At 42.2% G+C, this 20,275-nt stretch carries 16 protein-coding genes; 5 read left to right on the top strand and 11 right to left on the bottom strand.

Features of this window, described 5'->3' with window-relative positions:
• The first annotated feature begins 24 nt into the window (after nucleotides 1-24).
• Nucleotides 25-1,659, top strand: a complete 1,635-nt coding sequence (locus ACP14Y_RS12510; protein WP_424963298.1) for a hypothetical protein — start codon at nucleotides 25-27, stop codon at nucleotides 1,657-1,659.
• Nucleotides 1,660-1,698: 39 nt separating this feature from the next.
• Here the strand turns inward: ACP14Y_RS12510 and argH are convergent, their stop codons facing one another.
• The 4 genes from argH to ACP14Y_RS12530 all read right to left on the bottom strand — a co-directional run bounded on the left by argH (nucleotide 1,699) and on the right by ACP14Y_RS12530 (nucleotide 7,903).
• Nucleotides 1,699-3,003: an argininosuccinate lyase gene (gene argH, locus ACP14Y_RS12515; RefSeq protein WP_424963299.1), complete on the bottom strand. Its 1,305-nt coding sequence runs from the start codon at nucleotides 3,001-3,003 to the stop codon at nucleotides 1,699-1,701.
• The gene (locus ACP14Y_RS12520) at nucleotides 3,000-4,274 is read right to left on the bottom strand and encodes an argininosuccinate synthase (RefSeq protein WP_424963300.1); all 1,275 of its coding nucleotides are present in this window, start codon (nucleotides 4,272-4,274) and stop codon (nucleotides 3,000-3,002) included. Before ACP14Y_RS12520 ends, argH begins: the two co-directional genes overlap by 4 nt.
• Before the next feature lie 5 nt (nucleotides 4,275-4,279).
• A complete protein-coding gene (gene argF / locus ACP14Y_RS12525) occupies nucleotides 4,280-5,260 on the bottom strand; it encodes an ornithine carbamoyltransferase (RefSeq protein WP_424963301.1) in 981 nt (326 codons plus the stop codon).
• Between the two features lie 396 nt (nucleotides 5,261-5,656).
• On the bottom strand, nucleotides 5,657-7,903 hold the full coding sequence (locus ACP14Y_RS12530) for a Tex family protein (RefSeq protein ID WP_424963302.1): 2,247 nt from the start codon (nucleotides 7,901-7,903) through the stop codon (nucleotides 5,657-5,659).
• Between the two features lie 82 nt (nucleotides 7,904-7,985).
• On the opposite strand from ACP14Y_RS12530, the gene ACP14Y_RS12535 reads away from it, so the two are divergent.
• Both ACP14Y_RS12535 and ACP14Y_RS12540 read left to right on the top strand, forming a co-directional pair.
• A complete protein-coding gene (locus ACP14Y_RS12535; protein ID WP_424963303.1) occupies nucleotides 7,986-8,597 on the top strand; it encodes a TetR/AcrR family transcriptional regulator in 612 nt (203 codons plus the stop codon).
• Nucleotides 8,598-8,683: 86 nt separating this feature from the next.
• Complete coding sequence (locus ACP14Y_RS12540; RefSeq protein WP_424963304.1) at nucleotides 8,684-9,433, top strand: glucose 1-dehydrogenase; 750 nt, start codon at nucleotides 8,684-8,686, stop codon at nucleotides 9,431-9,433.
• A gap of 224 nt (nucleotides 9,434-9,657) precedes the next feature.
• On the opposite strand, the gene ACP14Y_RS12545 is transcribed toward ACP14Y_RS12540, so the two are convergent.
• Both ACP14Y_RS12545 and ACP14Y_RS12550 read right to left on the bottom strand, forming a co-directional pair.
• Nucleotides 9,658-10,080: a hypothetical protein gene (locus ACP14Y_RS12545; protein WP_424963305.1), complete on the bottom strand. Its 423-nt coding sequence runs from the start codon at nucleotides 10,078-10,080 to the stop codon at nucleotides 9,658-9,660.
• Entirely contained in the window at nucleotides 10,077-10,631 is a 555-nt protein-coding gene (locus ACP14Y_RS12550; RefSeq protein ID WP_424963306.1) for an RNA polymerase sigma factor, read from the bottom strand. Before ACP14Y_RS12550 ends, ACP14Y_RS12545 begins: the two co-directional genes overlap by 4 nt.
• A gap of 130 nt (nucleotides 10,632-10,761) precedes the next feature.
• Here ACP14Y_RS12550 and ACP14Y_RS12555 point away from each other — a divergent pair, with 130 nt between their 5' ends.
• Nucleotides 10,762-11,106, top strand: a complete 345-nt coding sequence (locus ACP14Y_RS12555) for a DUF6249 domain-containing protein (RefSeq protein ID WP_424963307.1) — start codon at nucleotides 10,762-10,764, stop codon at nucleotides 11,104-11,106.
• Nucleotides 11,107-11,611: 505 nt separating this feature from the next.
• The gene (hrpB, locus tag ACP14Y_RS12560; protein WP_424963308.1) at nucleotides 11,612-14,104 is read left to right on the top strand and encodes an ATP-dependent helicase HrpB; all 2,493 of its coding nucleotides are present in this window, start codon (nucleotides 11,612-11,614) and stop codon (nucleotides 14,102-14,104) included.
• A gap of 474 nt (nucleotides 14,105-14,578) precedes the next feature.
• On the opposite strand, the gene ACP14Y_RS12565 is transcribed toward hrpB, so the two are convergent.
• From ACP14Y_RS12565 to tcmP, 5 genes are all read right to left on the bottom strand, one after another.
• Nucleotides 14,579-14,995, bottom strand: a complete 417-nt coding sequence (locus tag ACP14Y_RS12565; protein ID WP_424963309.1) for a DUF1761 domain-containing protein — start codon at nucleotides 14,993-14,995, stop codon at nucleotides 14,579-14,581.
• A gap of 568 nt (nucleotides 14,996-15,563) precedes the next feature.
• Complete coding sequence (locus ACP14Y_RS12570; RefSeq protein WP_424963310.1) at nucleotides 15,564-16,241, bottom strand: DUF2290 domain-containing protein; 678 nt, start codon at nucleotides 16,239-16,241, stop codon at nucleotides 15,564-15,566.
• Nucleotides 16,228-18,357 carry a DEAD/DEAH box helicase gene (locus ACP14Y_RS12575; protein ID WP_424963311.1) on the bottom strand — a complete coding sequence of 710 codons (2,130 nt, stop codon included), beginning with the start codon at nucleotides 18,355-18,357 and terminating at the stop codon, nucleotides 16,228-16,230. Before ACP14Y_RS12575 ends, ACP14Y_RS12570 begins: the two co-directional genes overlap by 14 nt.
• Before the next feature lie 50 nt (nucleotides 18,358-18,407).
• On the bottom strand, nucleotides 18,408-19,136 hold the full coding sequence (locus ACP14Y_RS12580) for a DUF5131 family protein (RefSeq protein WP_424963312.1): 729 nt from the start codon (nucleotides 19,134-19,136) through the stop codon (nucleotides 18,408-18,410).
• Nucleotides 19,133-20,221: a three-Cys-motif partner protein TcmP gene (tcmP, locus tag ACP14Y_RS12585; protein WP_424963313.1), complete on the bottom strand. Its 1,089-nt coding sequence runs from the start codon at nucleotides 20,219-20,221 to the stop codon at nucleotides 19,133-19,135. The genes ACP14Y_RS12580 and tcmP overlap by 4 nt, the downstream gene beginning before the upstream one ends.
• Nucleotides 20,222-20,275: the final 54 nt, after the last annotated feature.

Here is a 20,275-nt window from a genome sequence, read left to right on the forward strand (position 1 = left end):
TATCGGATACCTGACAATTATCCGATGAGATTACTGAGATTTTTCTTAATTCTTTCACTTTTTGCTTGCAATCAGTCTATTGATACCACTTCTGGAACAGATGCAATAGAGAAATCTGCGGCAGACTATGACGACCTGATCGATCTTTTTGTTGAATGGCGAGACTTTGAAGACCCTCCACTTTTAAATGGTGCTCCCGATTATCGCAAGGAGACATTCGATGAACGATATGAAGCGTTCAGGGAGCTCCAAAATAAACTGCTTGCCATGGATACTGCGGGATGGTCAGCAGCGGAAAAGATTGACTGGAAAATTGTATGGGCTGAGATGAATGGGTATGATTTCAATTATCGGATTCTGAAACCGTGGGAACGAGATCCGGCCTTTTACAAATCCCTTTGGATGTATCGTAGCGATGTGCCGGCACACGAAGGGCCCACTCATCACGGAACAACGGAGATTTGGCAATATGAATTTCCATTGGATATTCCTTCAAGAGATCAATTATTAGCCGACTTAAAAGTGATCCCAGTGCTGAATGAACAGGCAAAAACAAACCTCACAGGAGATGCGAGAGACCTCTGGATAGCTGGGATTCGCACGATAGAGTTTCAGTCTGAAAACCTGAGAATGATCAAAAGGTGGCAGGACATCATTGAAGATGATGAGATGGTCAGTGCCATAGATGACGCGATTTCTTCAACGGATGATTTTATCGGCTGGCTGAAAGAACAGGTTGCTTATAAAACCGGACCATCCGGAATAGGTAAAGAAAATTACACCTGGTATCTGCAAAATGTCCATCTGGTTCCACTTACATGGGAGGACGAGGTGATGATACTCAAAAGAGAATTGGCACGAGCCTGGTCAGCACTGAAGCTGGAAGAGCATCGAAACAGAGACGTACCTCAGTTACAACCTGTTGAATCAGAAGAGGCTTACGATGACCTGGCAGATCGGGCAGCAAAAAGTTTGATTGAATTTCTGGATCAGGACTCCATCGTGACTGTTAAGGATTATTTCGATCCTGCTTTGAGGGAACATCTTGGATCTTTTGTGCCTGAAGAAACACGAAACTTCTTTTGGATCACGGCCCATCATGATCCGAGACCGCTGTATTCCCATTTCTATCATTGGTTTGAGTTGGCTAGAATGGATATAGAACCACATGAAAGCCCCATCAGAAGAGGGCCATTACTTTACAATATTTTCGACAGTCGAAATGAGGGAACAGCTACCGCTGTGGAAGAAATGTTTATGGATGCAGGCTTGTATGACGATGACCCAAGGGTACGAGAGGTTGTTTATATCATGATTGCTCAAAGAGCGGCGCGAGGATTGGGTTCATTGTATGCTCACGCAAATGAAATGACAATGGAGGAAGCAGGAAAAATCCATTCGGAGTACACCCCCCGAGGCTGGATGAAAACAGAAAAAGAGTTACTCATCTTTGAACAGCATTTGTATTTGCGTCAGCCTGGCTATGGTACCAGCTACATCACTGGAAAATATCTACTGGAAGATGCCATGATGGGGTATGCGCTGAAAAAGGAAAAAGCGGGTGAGCCATTCAAGCTAAAAGATTTCTTTGATACACTGAATAGTATCGGGAATATTCCGATTGCCTTGGCCAAGGAAGAGATGATCCTAAGTGATTGAGAAATTAAGGGAGGATTGCTCCTCCCTTTGCTTATTGGTTTAATGCACGGATATCTCATTGAGATTCTTTTCGATTATCTCTAATCCTAAATTTCCGGTCCCTCCCAGATGGGTTGATTGTTTGAGGTATTCCTCAAATTCAGAAGTATTCACCTTTTTTAGGTTTTTCTTAATTACCTGGTAAGCATCCCGAAAGGCCATGCCTTCTAATACGAGCTTATTGGCTTCATTCGCTGCAAAAATTTCGGAATGGATTTTCTTATTGATTTTTTCTTCGTTTACTGACAATCCATCTATCAGGAGCTCGCTTGCCTGAAGAATTTCATTACAAATTGTAAATGAATCAATAACCGGCTCCTTAGTTAGCTGTAAATCCCGATGATAACCGGAATGCAGATTAGTAGTAACCTGATTCAAAAAATATTGATGACTTAACAGCTTTTGATGTTTCGCTCGCATCAGTTCTGCCAGGTCCAGATTCTTCTTTTGAGGCATGATGGATGACCCTGTAGTTAATCCTTCATCAAACGAAAAGAACCCAAAATCATATGAGCTAAAGAGGATTAAGTCATTCGCGAAATGAGCCAGTGTATCAGTGATACTACTCAAACCATGCACCACCGTCGATTCCCATTTACCCCTGGAATGCTGTGCAGTCATCGCTACCGTAATAGGATTCTTAAATCCCAATATGTTTGAAACGGAATTTCGCTCCAGTGGTAAATCCACACCGTATCCTGCTGCAGTGCCTAAAGGACACTGGTTGATCATCTCTTTGATCTGCAGAAGCAGGTTCATGGAATTACTTAGCATTTCAGCAAAAGATCCGGCCCACATACCAACCGATGCAAGCATTGCCGGTTGGGTGTGAGTGTAACCAGGAAGAGGCACAAACTCATGCTTTTTTGCAAATGATAAAAGCTTTTTAGCAACCAATATCGCATTTTCCAATACATGCTGAATCTGATCAATTTCATATAATCTCAAAGCTGTCAGCACCTGATCATTACGAGACCTTCCGGTATGGATTTTCTTCCCGATATCACCCAGTCGGATGGTTAGATATTCTTCAATGGCCGTGTGGCAGTCCTCTTGATTTTGATCAATGATAAACTCCCCCGATTCATAATCCTCCAGCAATTGATGGAGGCAGGATTTTATCTTCCCGAATTCCTCTTCAGTTAGGAGATCAATCAACTGGAGTCCATGAGCATGGGCAATGGAAGCCTTCACGTCGAAAGGCACCAGGTACATATCTAGTTGGTAGTCATTTCCCACTGTCAGAGCTTCCACTTTTTTGGAAGTCTCATTGCTGCTTAGTGTAGTTTCCCAGAGCTTACTCATACCAACGCTGCTTTAAGGTCATTCTTCAACTTCACCTGATAAGCTGTCTTCTGTGGAAGATTCCACAGCTCTATGAATCCGGGCGATGCATTTTGATTAAAATCAGCAGACTTGTTAAAAGTAGCCAGGTTGTGGTCGAATAGTGAGTTTGGAGAATCCAGAGCCACCACCTCGCAATTACCCTTGTATAGTTTGAGTATCACCTCCCCGGTAACCTTTTCATTCTGTTTGTCAATAAACGCTCGAATATTGTCCATAACCGGCTCGAAGTACTTGGCGCCATAGCAGAGATAGGACCATTTGCTGTCAAGGAATTGCTTGAGTTCGTTTTCCTCCCGTGTTGAGACAAGCTGTTCCAGGTTTTTATGGGCCTGAATTAATATATGGGCCGCAGGATTTTCGTAGACTCCTCTCACTTTTAAACCAACGATTCGATCTTCTATTAGGTGAAAATATCCAACCGCATGCTCACCACCCACCTCGTTCAAGTGCTGAATCAAATTTTCGAGTGGCATTTCAATGCTATTTAATGCGACAGGTACGCCTTGCTCAAAATGGATTTTCAGTTCTAACGATTCATCCGGAGCTTGTTGGGGCGTATTGCACCACTTCAGAATTTTTTCAAGTGGGGGGATGAGTTTTGGATCTTCGATTTCTCCACCTTCACCGGTGTTGGCCCACATGTTTTCATCATAAGAGTAAGGCGTTTCTTTTTTCTGAATCACAGGGATGCCATGTTGTTCAGCATAGGCGATCTCTTCTTCACGCCCCATGGCCCACTCACGAACAGGTGCAATGATCTTTATTTCAGGGTTCAGGGTTGTCATGTACCCCTCAAACCGCACCTGATCATTGCCTTTGCCTGTGCAGCCATGAGCGATTACTTCACAATCATGCGCCTTAGCCACTTCAATGGCTATTTTGGAAATAACCACACGACCCAGCGGACACCCAAGTGCATAGCCACCCTGATAGTCTGCATTGGCTTTTACCGCCTCTGCACAGAGTTCGGCGAATGCCTCTTTCGCATCATATACGATAGCTTCTTTAGCTCCCAGTTTCAGCGCTTTCAGCTTAATATCCTCCAGGTCATCCGCAGTTTGACCAAGATCAATGGTGAGTGCAATTACCTCGCATTCATATTGTTCCTGAATCCATTTTAGCATGACGCTGGTATCTAAACCACCGGAGTAAAGAAGGAGGCATGTATCAAATTCACCCTTTATTGCTTCATGAGAAGCTGTCTTTGAAAATATATGTTTCGTATTCATGATTTCTAATTGTAAATGGTTGTTTTTTCTATTGTTTTAAGTGTTCCTTTTTCCTTGATCAGGAAAGTGAAAAGCCCTTTCGAGACGATCATTCTGTTTTCTGCCTGCTGGTACACAAGCGACTTATTGGAGTCAATCACCTCATTGGTAACTTCCACCCCACGATGTGCGGGCAGGCAGTGCATGAAAGAAGCCTCGTCTGGTGTCAGGCTCATCAACCGACTATTTATCTGAAATCCGTTGAAAGCTTCCATTTTTTCATCATACTGCCCCTCTTCACCCATGGACACAAAGGTGTCTGCATAGATGACCATGCTATTCAGCGCAGCATTATGTGCATTGTCATAATATTGAAAGGAACCCTGATATTTATAAGACAGGCTTTTGTAATGATTGACTTGCTCTTTTGACCATCCGAAAGCGTTTGGTCCACAAAACCCCATTGGGTATCCAAGCATAATTCCCATTTCAATAAGCGATTTGGCCACATTATTAGCATCACCTATAAATGTTATCGGGATTTTTTCATCTCCGTACTCCTGCTGAATCGTTCTGAAATCTGCCAATGCCTGCATCGGGTGGTGCAGATCAGAAAGTGCATTAATGATCGGAATCTCCGAATATTTACACAATGTAAGCAGTGTGCTATGTGAAAACACCCGGGTGAAAATGGCGTCACACCATTTGGATACGTTCAATACCGTATCTTTTAAGGACTCTCGCTCATCATGACTGGGAATGGGTTTTGCGTGCATGATCTTACCACCAAGAAATGCCATTGGATCAATGTGGATGACCCTGCCCCCAAGTTGATTGATTGCAACTTCGGTACCGACTTTTGTCCTCAATGAAGGCTTCTCAAAACAGAATAAGACATTTGTTTGATGAAGTGCGTCTTCATGTGTTTCATCGAGGTACGAACTCAACTGGAGTACATACTCGATTTCGGATTTTGTAAGGTCCCCAACCTCCAGGAAATGTTTCATTAAATGATAAAATTGCGAATCGATGAAATCGCCAAAAAGGTGAATTAGGTTAAACCTTAATCCACGACATGCCTTGGACAATAACTCGATTCAGGAAAATAAAAAGTGAATTGAAAAGTGAAGCGCCTATTGCGCTAAACAACAGTTTGATACCAGGCTATGACCGCCTGAAGCGCCTAGAGCTGCGCCTTATATTGATAGTATTGTTGTTAAAACTTTTCATTACTGAAATGCAAGAATAGCGGTTTTTTATGAAATCCAAATATTTTTTTTTGGAGTGATGTGTAAAACTCGTCTGAACAATGCTTTCAAAAACCCAAGAAATGAACAAAAATAAATGTGTAGAGAAAGATTTTAAACTCGACCTTTCTCTACGTTTAAAACCATTAAATCAGGCTAATTCCCCCACTTTCCTTTCAGCATGGCCAACTTGGCTTGCAGGTCGCCTTCAGGTTGACGCTCTTCCTGTTGTTTTTTGGGTTTTGGTTTTTGTGATTTTGGCCTTGGCGGAGCATCGCCTTTCATGGAAAGTGAAATTCGCTTTCGGGAGACATCTACCTCCAATACAGTCACCTGCACTTTCTGTCCCAGTTTCACTACCTGCGCGGGATCGGAAACAAATGAATTTGACAAGTGGCTGATGTGTACCAATCCATCCTGATGTACACCCACATCTACAAATGCCCCAAACTTGGTGATATTGGTGATTACACCCGGTAGCTTCATTCCGGTTTTTAGGTCGGTGATTTCATTGACGCCTTCCTGGAATTGAACCGCTTCAAATTGATCCCGAGGATCACGACCTGGCTTGTCCAACTCGTCCATGATGTCCTTAAGAGTAGGTAATCCTACCTCATCAGTAACATAATCCTTTAGGTTCACCTTCTTTCGTAGTTCAGCGCTAGTCATCAAGTCTCTCACAGTGGCTTGCGCATCTTTAGCCATTTGCTCTACTGTTTTGTACCGTTCAGGGTGTACCGCACTTTTATCCAATGGGTTTTCTGCTCCTTCGATACGTAGGAATCCGGCTGCCTGTTCAAAGGCTTTACCCCCTAATCTTGGAACATTCTTCAAGGCCTCCCGTGATTTAAACGGCCCATTTTCATTTCGGTACTTCACGATATTTTCTGCGATGCTCGCCCCTAATCCGGACACATAGGTCAATAGTTGCTTACTTGCTGTATTCAACTCAACACCCACATTATTCACACAAGCCATCACCACATCGTCAAGTGATTTTTTCAATGCCGTTTGATCCACATCGTGCTGATACTGACCCACACCGATGGATTTTGCATCGATTTTTACCAGCTCAGCTAAAGGATCCATCATTCTTCGACCGATAGATACAGAACCCCTTACCGTTACATCTTCATTCGGAAATTCATCTCTGGCAGCTTCAGAGGCTGAATAAATAGAAGCACCACTTTCATTCACCATTGCTACGATCACATTGGACGGCAGTCCCAGTTTTTTCACAAAATTCTCGGTCTCTCTACTGGCTGTTCCATTACCTATGGCAATCGCTTCAATTCGATGTTTTTCCACCAGGTGCTTCACTGTTTCACCGGCTCGGGTCACATCTTTTTGTGGCTCATTCGGGTAGATTGCCGTGAATTCCAGCAATTTCCCTTGCTTATCTAGGCACACCACCTTACAGCCGGTTCGAAAGCCAGGATCAATGGCCATCACCGCTTTTTGCCCCAATGGAGCAGCCATTAGCAATTGCTTCAGGTTTTCTGCAAATACAGAAATAGCTTCCTCATCAGCCTTTTTCTTGCTCTCCATGCGTACCTCCGTTTCGATGCTGACACTCATCAGGCGCTTATAGCAATCTTTGATCGCAGTTGTTACCTGTTCGGAAGCCTCGTTGTGGGCTTTCAAAAATTCTTTTTCAATAATTGCGTGTGCCTCGGTTTCTTCCGGAGTAATGTTCATGGAAAGAAAGCCTTCCTTTTCACCCCTACGAATGGCCAATAGCCGGTGAGAAGGAATCTTTGCGATCGGCTCGTCCCATTCGAAATAATCTTTGTATTTCTGGGCTTCTGGGTCTTTTTCTTTACTCTTCAGCACCTTGGAGGCAATGATGCCTTTCTTCATAAAAAGTTCGCGAATTTGCTGTCGCGTTTCCGCATGTTCGTTGATCGTTTCAGCGATGATATCCCTTGCACCTTGCAATGCATCTTCTTCGGATTCCACACCCTTTTCCTGGTTTACATACTGGCTGGCCTCCGTTAACGGATCAAAGTTGCCTTGCTCGAGTATTTTGATAGCCAATGGCTCCAGTCCTTTCTCTTTCGCAACAGAGGCACGTGTTTTTCGCTTTGGTTTGTAGGGAAGGTATAGATCTTCCAGCTTCGCCATCGTTTCGGCCTCATTGATTTTTTTCTCAAGCTCGGGTGTCAGTTTTTCTTGCTCTTTGATGGACTTTAGGATGGCCTCTCTTCGAGCGTCCAGGTCACGAAGTTGTTGGATACGATCACGGATGCCAGCCACCTGAAGGTCATCCAGGCTACCGGTCACCTCTTTTCGGTACCGGGAGATAAAAGGAACGGTGGCTCCCTCGTCTAGTAAATTGATCGTTGCTGTTACTTGTCTGGGCGATAGATTGAGTTCCCCTGCAATTCGTTCTTCGTGTCTCATATTGTTTGTAGAATAGTCGCCAAAAATAATTGGTTGTTTTAATCGAAAAGAGAAAAATCGGAAAGAGTTATCCACTTTTTACATGGCAAAAAAACAAACTAACTTTGATCTGAAACGTTTGTTTCAGTATATGCCCAAGTCCATAACATTTGATCGAGAGAAAGTAGTAGAAAACGTGATGGAGCTTTTCTGGAAGAAAGGCTACAATGGTACTTCTATGCAGGATCTGGTTAATGTAACTGGACTTAACCGCTCCAGTTTTTACAACTCCTTTGGGGATAAATTCTCTTTGTTTGAAGAGGCACTCAAACAATATCAGCAGCGACAGAATGAAATGTTGCAGGAGTCCTTTGCAGGAGCTAAATCGCCTAAGCAAGCAATCATATCACTCTTTAAAGGCATCAGTGACGATATCCGATCGGGTAATCAGAAAGGCTGCATGCTTACCAGCTGTGCCTCCGAAATGAGCGACGATCCCAAAATCAGAGATTTTCTGATAGACAACATGGATCGGGTAGTGGATGCGTTCAATACACTTATACAACAAGCGCAGGAAAAAGGAGAGATTTCATATAGTAAGGAATCGCGAACACTCGCACTTTATCTGTTTTCCTGTCTTCAGGGGTTACGCATTACAAGCAAGATTGAACCCAATTTGGAGGCGGTCACAGATGAAATTATATCTGTTTTATAATTTTTTTCATCTTTTATGAAACGATCGTTTCAATATACTCGTTATTTGGACTGATCATTTCAAATAAAACCTAAATAAAAAAAACAATGGGAAAATTAGATGGAAAAGTTGCCCTGATTACGGGTGGAAATAGTGGAATCGGATTGGCCACTGCTAAGCTATTCGTAAAAGAAGGAGCCAAGGTAGTAATCACCGGACGAAGAGAGGAAGCATTAAGCCAGGCCGCCAGCGAAATTAGTGGTGGGGTGAAAACGATCCTTGCAGATGCTGCTGATGTGGCCAAAACAAAGGAAGTAGTAAGCCAGACGGTGGCAGAGTTTGGGAAAATTGACATTTTATTTGCCAATGCAGGAGTAGCTTACTTCATGCCGATGGAAGAAATTACTGAAGAGCACTTTGATTCACAATTTGATATTAATGTGAAGGGGCCCTTTTTCCTGATTAAAGAAGCAATTCCGCATCTGAATGATGGGGCTGTTATTATCAGCAATACATCTGTAGTACACCACAAAGGATTTGATGGATCGGGCGTGTATTCATCTACGAAAGCGGCTCTTCGAACCTTAACGAGGATTTTGGCTAGTGAATTGAGAGCACGTAAGATCAGAACGGTGAGTATCGCTCCGGGCCCGATTGAAACTCCTATCTACGGTAAGATGGGAATGGCACAAGCCGAGGTAGAACAAATGGGTGCTGGGTTTGCTCAGCAAGTTCCGCTGGGACGATTTGGTTCATCAGAAGAGTTGGCACAATCGGTATTGTTCCTGGCATCTTCTGATGCTTCATTCGTCAATGGAGTAGAGCTGGCCGTGGATGGTGGACTAAGCCAGGTATAATTTCATTTTTATTATAAGACATGAACCATCTGCCGTTTTCGGTGGGTGGTTTTTTTGTTTTGATTGAAGGGTTAATTGGTTGCTGATCGCAAATAAACCAATCCACTATTTCCATTCGCTATGAGGTGGATGGTTTTTCAATGTCTTTGTGCTTCAATGTATAAACCGACATATTCTATGTCGGATCCTGTAAAAATGCATCTAGTTGATTTCTTAATTCTATTCTAATGCCTAAACATCCTTTTTTGCCATTTGTAGCTAATAATCAGGTAGATGCCTATAATATTGAGTGCACCAATGGAAATGAGCATGGTGGATGGAATTTCAGGAAATCGAAGTGTAGGAATATCTAATTCGAATGATAAAATTTTACCTAACCCGCTGAAATTCTCACTGATAAATTGGAGTAGTTCGGGCGACTGAATAGTAAACCCTCCGGTTTTAGCTATTAGTAAAACCAATATCGCCGCAAATGCACTTCCGATCACGGTCCAGCCTTTTTTGCTAATTACGGGTTCATATTCAAAGATTTTCGTGTTATTGTCGATTTTGTGCATCACTTTTTCAGTCATGCATGGAGGTGTTTGAACCTCACCTGCTTTAAAAAGGTCTCGCAATATTTTTTCTTCCTGATTTATGGCATTCATAAAGTTGATTGTTTAACGCCCATTTCTTTTAAAATCTCCAAGAGCTTTTTTCTACTTCTGTGTAATAATATTTTCACATTCGAAAGGCTGAAGTTTGTTATATCACAAATTTCCTTGAGAGAAAGTTGCTGATAGTAAAACAAAGTGACTACTGATCGCTCATCGGTCTTCAATTTTGCCAGTGCCAATTTAAGTACATACTGTCTGTTATCTGCGTCAAGATTATCAGAGGGATCCGGATCGTCTGTTCCTCTATTGTCAACTTGATCCAGCGATACTTTTTCCGGCTTTTTCTTTCTAAAGAACGTCAGGCAAGTGTTGTGAGCTATACGAATCAGCCAGGTTGAAAAAGAAGCATCGCCTCTGAATTCTTTCAGGAATCGGTATGCTTTCACGAATGTGTCCTGCACAATCTCTTCGGCATCTTCTCGGTTACCCATCAGATAATTCACATAGTTGAAGACCCGGGCTTCATACTTATCCACGAGGATGGCATAATGGCGCCACTCGCCTTTTAGTATTCGATCGATCAATTCAGCCTCAGTTTTCATGTCCATTTCCAGCTTTGACTACCAAAGCCCTACATAGGTTACGAAACAAACACTTTTTGTAACCGGTTGTAACCTGATTTTACAAGTAGTAGTCAAAGGAGGTAAATCAGTAACAATTTAATTTATACACATGGAAGAATTAATCTCATTTTTAGCGTTTTTCGGAACCATCTTCGGCATAGCCTATGTGTTTTTGACCACCAGAAATAAGGAACGACTGGCACTTATAGAGAAAGGAGTGGAGGCATCTCTGTTCAATACCAAAGGTTCTAAGTTTTCCATCGCCAAGTTTATCCTAAACATTGCATTGCTTTTCATGGGCATAGGAGCGGGTATATTCTTTGGTAATTATCTGGCAATTTCAATGGATATGAATGAAGATGTCATGATCCCATCGATGTTGTTCATTTTTGGTGGACTTGGGCTGGTGGTAGGCTTTTTCATCACAAGAGCATTAGAATCAAAAGAAGAATAACTTACTTCATACAACCGTGTCTATTTATAAGGTGCAGGCAAAGGCTTGTGCCTTTTTTTTTATTTCGGAGAGAACAAGCAGCATTCCACATCTACTGATATTCGGGCTGTCCGCTCGTACACGGTACCCGCTCCCATCCCGTCTATTTTGCAAGAATTGATACCATGATATACGTTCAATCCTTAGAATTTGTCTGATCGCCTACCTATCCCAGACAGGTCAAATGATATTAAATTAAAATACCAGCTTAGCTTCGACTTCAAGTCCATAGATATTCAATTATTACTCCTTGGCGACTTATACATGAAGGAGGGCTGGAATGAAAGTTTGGCGGGCCAGCGCTTGGTTAGTGGGCTGATAGCTTTCAAACTTTCTTGATTTTTTCTTCCTTTTTTATCAAGAAAAAAGGAACTAAAACAATGAAATTACCTATTCATCCTAGGGAATAAATTTAAAGATTTCTCCTATCGTCGAAATGACAAAAGATGAATGCTAGTTTTGCGTGATGCCATTCGATCCAAAATCCATCGACCTACCAATAGTAGACATCCTGGAAGATGTCAAAGCGCAGCTTGCAGCAGAAAACACGCTCATCGTGCACGCCCCTCCGGGTGCAGGTAAAAGTACGTTGCTGCCACTGGCGCTATTGGAAGAAGCCTGGCTCAAGGATCAAAAAATCATCATGCTCGAACCCAGAAGACTGGCAGCTAAATCCATTGCGATGCGGATGTCTGAACTACTGGGAGAGCAGGTAGGGAACACCATCGGCTATCGCATCCGGTTTGAAAATAAGGTCAGCGAGAACACCAAAATCGAGGTGGTGACGGAGGGAATTCTAACCCGCATGCTGCATGGCGACAATTCCCTCGAAGGAGTCGGACTGGTTATCTTCGATGAGTTCCATGAACGCAGCATCCATGCCGATGTGGCATTGGCACTCTGTAGGGAATCACAGCAAGTACTACGCCCAGATCTAAAGATTCTGGTGATGTCTGCCACACTGAACATGCCACAACTCATCCAGTCATTGAAAGCTCCCGTGGTGGAAAGCGAAGGACGCCAATACCCGGTGGATATCATCCACGTCGGAGATCAAGACCAGTTCATGATCCCCGAGATGACCGCCAATACCATCATCAAAGCATCTAAAGCGCATGAAGGCGACATCCTGGTATTTCTGCCTGGGCAGGGTGAGATCACCAAATGTGCAGATATTCTCAAACCAAAATTGAGAGGTTTTGCCATCCATCCGCTATACGGGCAGCTGCCCTACAACAAGCAGAAAGCAGCTATCCTCCCAGACCGGGATGGCCGACGTAAGGTAGTGCTGGCGACCAACATCGCCGAAACGAGTTTAACCATCGAAGGGGTGAAAATTGTGGTGGACACAGGTTTTGGACGAACGATGAAATGGGATCCTAAATCAGGCCTGTCTCGACTGGAGACGGTACAGATATCCAAGGACTCTGCCGATCAGCGAGCGGGACGTGCCGGTCGATTGAGTCCGGGGGTGTGCTACCGCATGTGGTCCAAAGCGACAGACGAACGCTTACAGGAACACCGCACACCGGAGATTTTAGAATCCGACCTCTCTGGACTGGCACTTGACCTGGCCAGCTGGGGTGTGATGGATCCTTTAAGTCTGACGTGGCTGTCGCCACCACCGAGAGGGGCGTGGCAGGCAGCCGTGCAAACATTGCATGAGCTGGAAGCACTAGAAAACGGGCGAATCACGGAACATGGTAAGGCGGTGCATCGACTGCCGTGTCACCCACGACTGGCACACATGATGCTGATGGCGGAAGAAGAAGATCTGGTGCCGCTGGCTGCTGATGTTGCAGCCCTGCTCGAAGAACGTGACCCACTCGGCAAAGAAGCCGGTATTGACATCAATAACCGCATTGAAGCGCTGCGCACCCACCGAAGGGAAAACCGAAAAGGTGGTCGTTTTGATCGGATCGAGAAGATTGCACAATCCTACCGGCAGCTGTTTGATGCAGAAGCTGATAACGATCATTTTGACCCGTACGAGACAGGGCTGCTGATCACACATGCGTTCCCCGAACGCATCGCCCACAACAGGCCTGGGAACAACGCCCAGTTTAAGCTCGCCAACGGACGCATCGCCATGGCAGGTCATCGTGACGACCTGGCCCACGAGCAGTGGCTGGCGATTGCCAACCTGGATGCACGGGACGGCATGGGTAAGATCTTCATGGCTGCCCCGCTCAACCCAAAAGATTTGGCTTCTCGAGTGAAAGAAGTAGAAGTGATCGAGTGGGATACCGATGATGGAGGTTTGAATGCCAGCAAAGACCTTCGGATTGGAAGTATCGTATTGAAATCCGTACCGCTCCCCGATCCGGATCCGTCACGGTTGAAAGAAGCGATTGTGGATGCCATCAAGAAGGAGGGGCGCACACTCTTGGACTGGAATGAGGATGTTGAGCAGTTGCAAAATCGCGTGGGTTGCCTGCGCAAATGGCGACCCACCGAAGGCTGGGTCGACTACAGCACCGACACCTTACTGCTGACCAACAAAGAGTGGCTGGGACCGTATTTGAACGATGTGAAGAAACCGCACGAGCTTAAGAAGATAAACCTGGTGGGGGTGCTGACCCACGCGATGGTTTATGATCGGCAGCAGGAACTGAACCGGCTGGCGCCTGCTAAAATGGAGGTGCCTAGCGGATCTAACATCAAGATCATGTACCGAGACAATGGCGAAGCACCTGTGCTGGCCGCCCGAATCCAGGAGCTGTTTGGCATGGCGGAAACACCAACGGTGAATGATGGAAAAACACCCATGCTGATCCACCTGCTTTCTCCCGGCTTTAAGCCCGTGCAGGTGACATCTGATCTGAAGAACTTCTGGAACGAAACCTACTTTGAGGTGCGTAAAGACCTGAAAGGCCGCTACCCCAAGCACCACTGGCCCGACAACCCCTGGACCGCAGAGGCAGTGAGAGGAGTAAAGCCGCGTGGCGGCAGCAAATAAAACGCGGGGTATTCCCCCTTTGAAGGGGGGTGCGAAGGGATCGTGGGTAAGCAGGGGGATGTCTTCTCCACCGAAGCAGTCCCATCACAGAAATTCACTCTGAACTTGTTCCGTCGTGGAACAGTCAGAGTCTTCATACTTTGATCAAGCATCTATATTGCATAGACCCTGAAATAAATTCAGGGTGACTTAATTTTTTTATTTCCTACTCATAACCAGCATGTCATCCTGAGAGCAGCGAAGGATCTACTCCACCTTGAGGGGGTTAGGGGGTGACCAGGTGTAAACAAGGGGATGTTTTTCTCAACCGAAGCAGTCTCATCATAGAGCAGGTCAATAAAGAATGAGATCGCTTCTCCTCCTTCGTCGGATCGCGATGACGGTAACATTTTCATTCACGGCTGGTATGAAGGAATAAAAAAAAGCCCAAATGAATATACATTCGGGCTAACAAGTTTGTCTGGTACCGTCTCGCTATTTCCTTCCCAGCATCACACCGATGACACCACCGGTGATGCCCATCATGACCATAGAAACAATCGGATCTACCAGGGCAGAGGTAAGGTTCATCATGTTTGATGTACCATACATTGTTAAGTTCATGGCCAAACCAAGGATCAAGCCAATAATTGCTCCGCCTTTGAATCCGTTACCAAACGTGTCAATGCCCTCCCATTTACTGAAGATGTAAACGAGAAAATAGGCCTGCAATAAGTTGCCCAGGATGAGTGCCCACCAGATCATATCCTCTTCTGCACGCATTACATTGGACGCTGATCCGCTGTTTGTTTCGTAGAAATCCATCAATAGGATTCCATAAAAAAGCCATCCCAAAAGGAATAATACCACAAACCCCACCAGGGTCGCCAGTACTCGATTTTTAGCTGTCATAATAATTTAGGTTAGTGTTACTCTATAAAGCTACTGATTTTTGAAAAAAACAAGTTCCGTCACCGCGAGGAGTAATTATTCGCCTGCAGCCACACATTTCCCCTTGAGGGGTTAGGGGGTGACCGAGTGTAAACAGGGGGATGTCTTCCTTCACCGAAGATCCCGGAATAAATCCGGGATGACGCATAGAAATAAAATCATGCTCAAAATGTTAAGGTACATTCCATATTCGAGCCAGGCCGCTATTCCCTTGGGAGGGCAACCGCAGGGGCCCAAGTCATGGGAATCTCAATGCTACTGTTGGTGAGATCCCCAAGTCTCACTCCTTGGTCGTTCGCAAGGGGATGGAGGGAGAGGTAAGGTAAAACAGAACACCTTTGATGTCATCCTGAGCCTGTCTACCGACAAAGGCAGGCGCAGCGAAGGATCTATTCCCCCTTGGAAGGGGGTGTGCAGGGACCGAGCGTTAGCAGGGGGATGTTTCTATGCCCTAAGGGAACCATTCATCTCTTTAAAAGCAGCGGACGCTTGCGCCAGACAGGGGTAGTGGATAATGTAGCTACCGATGTTATGATGCATCACACGAAATATAGATCAGTTTTTTCTCTTCATCGGCTATTGTGGGTTCAAAACCATGTCTTGAAATTGGAAAGCTATAATCGTCACAGTATTCTTTTAACGCCGTATTGTAAAAATTTCTCAGAATAAAATTTATAAATTCAGATGGTGTTAAAGGGTGAACTACTGGTATTCTGCAAGTATTATATTCACCTACATGTAGATGACAATAGGGATGGTCTACTGGTTTATAAATTGTTTCATTTGATTCAAAATCGAAACGTATAGGTGATTTAACTATGTTATCCTCAATAACATCATGGAATTCAGATCCTCCAAAATAATCCTCTTCATATGATATAGGATCATCTTCATAGTTCTCCAGGTGCGGAGCTGGAAAATATGCTAATCTATGTCTTAATAAAGTTCTACCAGTACTATTGAAGGAATACATGAATTGTATTAATGCTCCGTCAATTAGTTTAATATTGAAATTCTTGTCTTTATCTAGGACTTGATATTTTTCTTGGTAGGTAATGTTTTTTAAAATAGCACTAACACTACCATTTTCCTTGCATTCAATGTTACTACCACTTCTAAAGGGAAAATTTTGTTGAATTGAAAGGGAAAATTCAACAAGTTTTAGGGTAATATTATTTATTTCCTGATATGTCTCATTGAGCGTCATTCAGCAACTTTTTAAGTCTCTCCAAATCCTCTTTTGTCAAATCCTGAATTTTAATCTGATCAGATTCTAGCTTTTCAACTAAGCCCTTCAGTTCAATTTGTCCTTGCTCAATGCTCTTCCTTTCTTCGCCGCTTAGCTGTCTGTGAATGACATTTAAATGCTCCATCTGCTCTTTGGTTGGGTAATTAAACTTTAATTGATATCCATTAGTTTTCACCCTTTCGAATTCTGCAACCAATCCTTTCATTGAATCACCAAATCCACAAGCTCTAACCCATCCTTTACTCCTTGTTATGGCTGTGAATAATGTATTTCTTTTCATTATCAACGCCCAACCTCCAAAGCAGTAATTAGTATTCATGATATAAACCATTGAAGCTTCATTACCCTTTGCGCGATAGATGCTTGTAAAGGCTATTGAATCATTAATAAAAAAATCATCTGCTGAAGTGCTTACCCCTGCCAGGTGAGAGTTAATTCCCTTTTTCATAAGGAGTCCTCTAATATCTGAAGTTTCGGTTTTAGCTTTTAGTGCATTAGGGTGAATAACTATAATATCTTTATAATCAAGCTCATCTTCCCTCAAATTGATTTCTATTTGGTCAGCAATCCAATCATTTTGTTCTGCGGCATTTTGAAAATCATGAAATTGGATGATCTCCTCACTAGGTACTATTGAAGTGAGAAATGCAGGACTTGTTTTCTCACTCCTAGCAAGCTCAACATAATTTCCAAGTTCAAGATTTCCTCCTACAACCTCATAACCAACATCTTCCCATAATTCTTTTTCTTGGAACATTGTTACAAGGTTAGACTCATCTAACTGCGTTCTTTCCCTATATATCCCAAAGCCTAACCCATGAGCTGAGACAAGAACTGGAGCACTATTTCTATAGCACACATCTAGAATAACATCTTGCTTAGGTTTACCTGGATTATTCTCAAAATCGATTTCCTTACCAAAAATTTCTTTTGGACTTCTTAGTGATAATTCATTCAACTTTTGGAGTTCATCATAGGCATACACTAAACGCCTGTTTGCTGGGTTTCTTGGGTCAGATGTTTTGAGAAGAGAATAGCAGAGTTTTAAAAATGATTCTGAAAAATCTTGAGCTTCATCAATGAGAATTACATCGAAATCACTTTTAGGAGATTTAACTTTATCAATTGCTTCAGCACTGATTTTTCCAATTAAATCATCGTTTGTTTTGTACTTTCTCTTAGCACTATCAAAGGTGTGATAATTAGCATTATTGATTTTGCAAAAGTGATAATAGAAACCCTCATTACTAGGACTTCCCCAAGCTTGCATTAACCTGATCTTGGTCCAATCTGGTTCCTCATTTTTTTGCTCGATCGTAAATTTTGTAATTAACTCATAGAATTGCTCTTTTAATGATCTTGTATAATATGTAACTCCTATTTTCCATTCTGGATATTTAGCATGTAAATAAGCAGCTTTTAAAGCAAGAATCACTGTCTTTCCTGATCCAGCTAAGCCTCTTATCCTCTGTATTCCTAATGCAGTTTCTACAACAGCTTGACTTTGATTTCTATCAAGATTTGAAATAGATTTTTCTATTCTGTTAAGAATTGCACCTTTGGAATCTTCTTTAGCGACACTCCTCAAAGGACGCTGCTTAAGCTTAGTAATTGCCTGAATTGCTTCAAGAATTTTAGGGTAAAGCGCTTTATTGACATCACTTACTGAATCCTCAATAAACTTGCTGAGGGTTTGATCATTAATTATTAGTTCCTCACTTTCCTCTATTGACTTAGGCCATGCTGGAGCATATGTAAGAACTTTTAGGTCAAAATCTAATTGTCCCCTTCGTTTACTAAGTCCTTTAATGCTAATAAGTCTGGATACCATTGCATTAAATAAGTTATCTCTAATCTCTTCACGTTCCGATGTTTCCGCCTCCTCCACAATATCAAACAATATCATACCATGTGATGGAGAGATTAGAGCAGCATCAAGAGATGAACTGTTGAGAGCACCTATTATTGGATAACCCGTATAAAGCACGCCTTCAGGGATTCCAATTGCTTCTACTAACCTAATCAGTTTTTCAGTTGATATGGGTTTGTCATATGCTCCTCTTACTATGTCCATTCTTTAATAATATGTATCCTTAAAAGTTTAATTATAGATCTACTTTAGGATCAAAGTTGATTTATAATTTCGATTTCTGGCATTTCGTCATATGTTCTGCCATTTAATGACCTTCCATTTTTCTTTTTATTGAAACCACCCCATTGTTTAAAGAAGAAGGCCACTCCTAATTTCTCGCATTGGTCTTGAATATCTAGAACCCATTCAGGTTTCATTGGTCTGGGTTTAAACCCACTTTCACCTCCAACGATAACCCAATCAATATTTCTTAATTCTAAATTAGGTAAAGGTCCAATCAATGGTTCTAAAGATAGAAATTTTACTCTTGCATTAGTCCGCCTCAATAAATCTATCCTATGTTCAACTTTCTGGTCTTCAACTGAAACTCCCATCCAAATATTATGGGTCCACTTTATGTATTTGTCCAATTCAGCAAGTCTCTCTGCACGTTTAGTTAGAACTTGAAAAACATGTTGTGGATTATCTCTCATTACCTTAAAGACCCTTTGTATGAAGTGTAGGGGAACGTCTTTATGGAAAAGATCACTCATTGAATTAACGAAAACAACCTTAGACTTTTTCCATCTATAAGGCGTTTCCAATTCTTTTTCATGAATTGTCACTTCAAAATCATCCCTATACTTTTCGACTCCCATTGCCTTTAATCTCCTTGACATAATTTCTGCATAACAGAATTTGCATCCTTGAGAAATCTTGTCGCATCCTGTGGTAGGATTCCATGTCATTTCAGTCCATTCAATTTTTGATTTGCTACTCATTTCAATATAATATTATCAACCTCCAATCTGTGTATATTTTCATAACTAGTTTTTAACGGACCAATCTTTTCTTCCCTTATTAATTGACGAATCACCTTATTTGAATGCTTTGGTAAACAACCTTGTTCGAAAGTATAATTATAGATTTCTTTATTTGTTTTTAAGTCACCATTTAAAATGTATTTCTTGAGATTATTCTCAAAAAGAGTCAATTTTTTTGGCATATTTTCTTCCATGAAAATTGACATTTGTCTTGTTTCTAAAAATGCTTCTTCGTCTATATTAAAATCTGCGTCACCACTATTGGAGTTAAGCTTCCATGCAATTTTCAAAAATTTTTCTATACCAAGAGAATGATTGCTTCCGAATATTAAGCCATAAACATTGGCTCCTTTTTTAATTGAGAACGGCGCTAAGTAATAATCACTTCCGGTTGCCAAATCCTGATAATATTCAAATACAATTCGATGACTATGATATGGTCTAGAAGTGTCAAATTTTGATTTGGTTATTTTAATATATCTATTGAACTCAGGTAATTCACTGAATCTTCTCAGATATGATGATGAGATGTAGAAAATAATGTCTGTGGTCTTTAGCGCTATCAGGCTCTTAAAAATATTTGGAGTAATATGCTTAATTCCATTTTGATCCAGAAAAATTAGCCTAGGAAGTCTCTTATGATTAGCCATTTTTGGATATAACTCAGCAAAGTATTCCTGGAAATCTCTATTTTCTCTGATATGATGGTAGGGAACGTCCTTCAAAAAATCTTCTGTATTGGCGCATAGTTTTTTGAATTTAGATTTCACCTTTTCATTTAGAACTACTCTAACTATTAATTTTCTCTTCTTGATTATTTCATGATGCTCTTTTAGCTCTTCCAATATTATGAGAGGACTTCCAGAGTTTCCTTCTGAATCCATCCCTTCACCAGAAAAAAAATCATATATAAGTATATGCTTCCATATCAGTTCACGCCTTTGAGTAAAGGTTGGAAGCCAAGACTTAAGATACTCTCTGAAAATCTCTAATTTCTTTTTGGTTCCATCGTCAAATGGAGCTGCAAATAAATCTTTAGCCATTTGTCCTTGTGGTGATTGAACACAAAATAAGAATTATTCAGTTTAATGCGAAAA

The sequence above is a fragment of the Ekhidna sp. genome, from assembly GCF_965247405.1.
GTDB lineage: Bacteria > Bacteroidota > Bacteroidia > Cytophagales > Cyclobacteriaceae > Ekhidna.

What these genes read in the sequence shown, in the direction of transcription:
- ACP14Y_RS12520 (WP_424963300.1), bottom strand. Translation starts at nt 4,274, where the DNA reads ATGAATACGAAACATATATTTTCAAAGACAGCTTCTCATGAAGCAATA.
- ACP14Y_RS12575 (WP_424963311.1), bottom strand. Translation starts at nt 18,357, where the DNA reads ATGGACATAGTAAGAGGAGCATATGACAAACCCATATCAACTGAAAAA.
- tcmP (WP_424963313.1), bottom strand. Translation starts at nt 20,221, where the DNA reads ATGGCTAAAGATTTATTTGCAGCTCCATTTGACGATGGAACCAAAAAG.
- ACP14Y_RS12580 (WP_424963312.1), bottom strand. Translation starts at nt 19,136, where the DNA reads ATGAGTAGCAAATCAAAAATTGAATGGACTGAAATGACATGGAATCCT.
- ACP14Y_RS12570 (WP_424963310.1), bottom strand. Translation starts at nt 16,241, where the DNA reads ATGACGCTCAATGAGACATATCAGGAAATAAATAATATTACCCTAAAA.
- ACP14Y_RS12550 (WP_424963306.1), bottom strand. Translation starts at nt 10,631, where the DNA reads ATGAAAACTGAGGCTGAATTGATCGATCGAATACTAAAAGGCGAGTGG.
- ACP14Y_RS12565 (WP_424963309.1), bottom strand. Translation starts at nt 14,995, where the DNA reads ATGACAGCTAAAAATCGAGTACTGGCGACCCTGGTGGGGTTTGTGGTA.
- argH (WP_424963299.1), bottom strand. Translation starts at nt 3,003, where the DNA reads ATGAGTAAGCTCTGGGAAACTACACTAAGCAGCAATGAGACTTCCAAA.
- ACP14Y_RS12555 (WP_424963307.1), top strand. Translation starts at nt 10,762, where the DNA reads ATGGAAGAATTAATCTCATTTTTAGCGTTTTTCGGAACCATCTTCGGC.
- argF (WP_424963301.1), bottom strand. Translation starts at nt 5,260, where the DNA reads ATGAAACATTTCCTGGAGGTTGGGGACCTTACAAAATCCGAAATCGAG.
- ACP14Y_RS12545 (WP_424963305.1), bottom strand. Translation starts at nt 10,080, where the DNA reads ATGAATGCCATAAATCAGGAAGAAAAAATATTGCGAGACCTTTTTAAA.
- hrpB (WP_424963308.1), top strand. Translation starts at nt 11,612, where the DNA reads ATGCCATTCGATCCAAAATCCATCGACCTACCAATAGTAGACATCCTG.
- ACP14Y_RS12530 (WP_424963302.1), bottom strand. Translation starts at nt 7,903, where the DNA reads ATGAGACACGAAGAACGAATTGCAGGGGAACTCAATCTATCGCCCAGA.
- ACP14Y_RS12510 (WP_424963298.1), top strand. Translation starts at nt 25, where the DNA reads ATGAGATTACTGAGATTTTTCTTAATTCTTTCACTTTTTGCTTGCAAT.
- ACP14Y_RS12540 (WP_424963304.1), top strand. Translation starts at nt 8,684, where the DNA reads ATGGGAAAATTAGATGGAAAAGTTGCCCTGATTACGGGTGGAAATAGT.
- ACP14Y_RS12535 (WP_424963303.1), top strand. Translation starts at nt 7,986, where the DNA reads ATGGCAAAAAAACAAACTAACTTTGATCTGAAACGTTTGTTTCAGTAT.